Source organism: Limnoglobus sp., from assembly GCF_059499385.1.
The window spans coordinates 1-3437 of record NZ_JCABYM010000058.1 but is presented as its reverse complement, the minus strand read 5'-3'; the positions used below and the strand labels follow the sequence as shown (position 1 = coordinate 3437).

The 3437-nt window shown below is 73.7% G+C and carries 2 protein-coding genes; both read left to right on the top strand.

Annotated elements, in window-relative coordinates:
* On the top strand, positions 1 to 481 hold a 481-nt coding region (locus AC5JJ2_RS10970; RefSeq protein ID WP_495858027.1), incomplete at its 5' end, for a response regulator.
* A 304-nt stretch (positions 482 to 785) separates the two neighbouring features.
* Positions 786 to 3254, top strand: a complete 2469-nt coding sequence (locus tag AC5JJ2_RS10965; RefSeq protein WP_495858026.1) for an ATP-binding protein — start codon at positions 786 to 788, stop codon at positions 3252 to 3254.
* Positions 3255 to 3437 lie beyond the last annotated feature (183 nt).

Genomic DNA, 3437 nt, shown 5'->3' with positions numbered 1-3437 from the left:
CTGCGCGCGGGGCCTGGGCCCCAAATACACGGTCAACCCCCGGGGGGGGGCCGCCCCGGCCCCCCCCCCCCGCCCGGCCCCGCCGGCGGCCCGGCCCCGGCGGGGGACCGAAACCGTCCTGCTCGTCGAGGACGAGGAGGGCGTCCGGACGCTCGCCCGCGTCATCCTGGAGCGGTACGGCTACCGCGTGCTGGAGGCGGCGGACGGGGCGGAGGCGCTGGACGTGGCCCGGCGGGAGGCAGACATCTCCCTGCTCGTGACCGACCTGGTGATGCCGAACGTGAGCGGGCCGGAACTCGCGGCCCGGCTGTCCGCCGTCCGCCCCGGCTTGCCGGTCCTGTTCCTCAGCGGGTACGCCGACGACGCGGTCATCCACCACGGCATGATTACGCCCGACACGCCGTTCCTCCAGAAACCGTTCACCCAGGACGGCCTCGCGGGCAAGGTCCGCGAGGTGCTTGGCGAACCGGACGATGGGTGACGCCCACGCCGGCCTCCCGGCCTCCGCCCCAGTCCTATGAGAGATTTCCCATAATGCTGTTGTCCGGCCAGGGGATTCTCGCCGCGAAGAGGTTCTCGCTCGGACGCCCGTTTCGGCCTCGCCTCAACTCCTGTCCCGACCTTAGTGGTAGGCAGAATTTGCCAGCCATTTCGCCGCAAGTCTCAGGATTTTTTCAAACCACAGAGTAGCGGAAAACTTCCTCCGCTCTACATTGCAACCGTCGTCACTCTAATTCGGCGTTTAGCATCCGATTTTCCCGCGGACCTTTCCCCGAGGGCCATCGTTGTCGTTGTGGTCGCGACTCCTGGGCTTGGCCGCCGCGTGCTGGGCCAGCGGGGCCGTGCTGCTGGCCGGGCCGCCGGTGAACGCCGGCGTGGCGTTCTGGCCGCCGGTCGGCGTCGCACTCGCCGGGCTGCTCGTCGGCGGCTCCCGCCTCTGGCCCGGCGCGTTCCTCGGGTTCTGGGGGCTGGCCGCCTTCGCCCCCGCGGCCGTCGCCCTTCCCGCCCCCCTGCCCGGCCTGTACACGGCCGTCGTCTACACCGTGCAGGCCCTGCTGGGCGCGTGGCTGATCCGGCGGCTGTGCGGCTCGGCCTCGCGGCTGGTCCGGTTCGCGAAGATCGTCCGGTTCCTGCTCGTCGCCGGCCCCGGCCACTGCCTGCTGGCGGCGACCGTCCGCGTCCTGGTCGAAACGTTCCCGGACCCCCGCGCGGCGTGGCTGCAGGTCTGGGCCGCGGACACGATCGGCGGGCTGATCGCCGCCCCGGTCGTCCTCGCCCTCGTCGCCCGGCCGCGGGACGTGTGGCGGCCGCGGGTCCGCACGGTCGCGGTGCCGCTCGCGGTGCTCGCCGCCGGGTCCGTCTTGGCGCACGGTTACGCCCACCGGACGGACACGGCCGTGCCGCACCGCCGGGTCCAGCGGACGGCCGAGACGCTCGGCCTGCGGTTGGAGGCCGAGGGCAACCGGCTGGCGGCCATGTTGGAGACGTACCGCGACTGGATGCGGCGGGGCGTGCCGACCGAGGACGCCCGGCAGGCCATCGTCCGCAACCGGTCGCGGGAGTTCCACGCCATGTTCCCGGTCGCCGGCGACCTGCAGTTGATCGCCGAGGCCGCCGCCCCGCCCGCGTACCGGGAGGCGATGCGGCAGACCGCCCGGACCGGCGAACCGGCCGCGACCGGGCTGCTGCCGGGCGACCCGGACCGGTTCGCCATCCTCGTCCGGGCCGCGGCCGCCCCGGACCGGCCGGGGACGGACTACCTGGCGTGCCTCATCGACGCCCGGCAGATGGTCCGGGACACGCTCGCGATCCGCGAGCCGCTGTTCACCGGCGTGCTGGCGGAATCGGCCGCCGGCGTCCCGGCGGACGCGATTTCCAAGGCCCACCCGGTCCGGTTCGCCGACCGGGACTGGGCGGCCGTGGTGTACGCGGACCCGGCCTACCCGCGGTCCCTGCCGCAGGCGTACGCGTGTACCGCGACGGTCGTATCGCTCGTCGCGGCGGCGCTGCTGGCCAGTCTCGTCCTGGCGTTGACCGGCCGCACGGCCGTCGTCGAGGCGGAGGTCCGGCGGCGGGCGGAGCAGCTGGCCCTGGCGCAGGCGGACCGGGCGAAGGTGGAGGCGGCGCTCCAGCAAGCCCGGCGGGAGGCCGCCCTCGGCCGGCTCGCCGGCGGCGTCGCCCACGAGTTCAACAACCTGTTCACCGGCGTCCTCGGGCACGCCAGCCGCGGCCGCGACGCCCTGCCGCCGGACCACCCGGCCCAGGCGGAACTGGCGCGGATCGAGCAGGCGATCCTCGACGCCGGGGAGATTTGCCAGCAAATCCTCGCCTCGACCGGCCGGGGCACGACCATCCGCCAGCCGATCGAGTTGAACGGGTTCGTCCCGGCCGTGGTGGCGGACGTGCGGCCGCGGCTGCCGAACGCCCCGGACGTGCGGGTCGCCGTGCTCCCCGCGCCGGTGACGCTGACGGCCGACGCCCTCCAACTCCGCCGGCTGCTGACGAACCTGTTGACGAACGCGGCCGAGGCGTACACGGAACCGGGCCGGCCCGTCGTCCTGAAGTACGGGCTGCTCGACGGCGTGGCGTGGCTGGAGGTCACGGACGAGGGGTGCGGCATCCCGCCGGACGTGCTGGACCGGGTGTACGAGCCATTCTTCACGACCCGGTTCGTCGGCCGCGGCCTCGGGCTGTCCGCCGTCCGCGGGATCGTGCAGAGCCACGGCGGGACGGTGACGATCACCAGCCGGCCGGCCGCCGGGACGACGGTGCGGGTGACGCTCGACAACCGCGTGCCGGCGGACACGGTGCTGACGCCGCCGCCGTCCCGCCACCCGACCGTCCCGCTGACCCACCCGGCGTACACCCCCGCCGGCCGGGCCGGGCTGGCCGTCGTGGTGGACGACGACGCCACGGTCCGGGAGTTCGCGGCCCTGTCGCTGCGGGGCGTCGGCTGGGAGGTGCTGCCGGCCGAGAATGGCGAGGAGGCGGTGGGGCTGGTCGGGCGACACGCCGACCGGGTGCGGCTGGTCGTGCTGGACCTGCTCATGCCGGTGATGGACGGGCACACGGCGCTCGGGCTGTTGCGGCAGCGGCACCCGGCCCTGCCGGTCATCCTGATGAGCGGCTTCTCGGACTTCGACCTGTCCGGCGAGTTCCGCGGCGGGACGCCGCTGGCGTTTTTGCGGAAGCCGTTCCGCCAGGCGGAGTTGTTGGATTGCGTCGGTGAAGTGCTGGCCCTGGCGAAGCGGTGACTCGTGTAGGTCGGCCGAGCCGAGGCCGACCACCTTCCCACCGCAATCGCTTCCCGAAAGCGCAAGGGCGAGCGTCGCGGCGTGAGCGCGACGTGCCCCGATACGGCAACGACGGGCTTCGTAGAACTCTGAGCGGAAGCGACGGGGTGTGGGTCAGTGTCCCTCACCCCGTCGCTTCCGCTC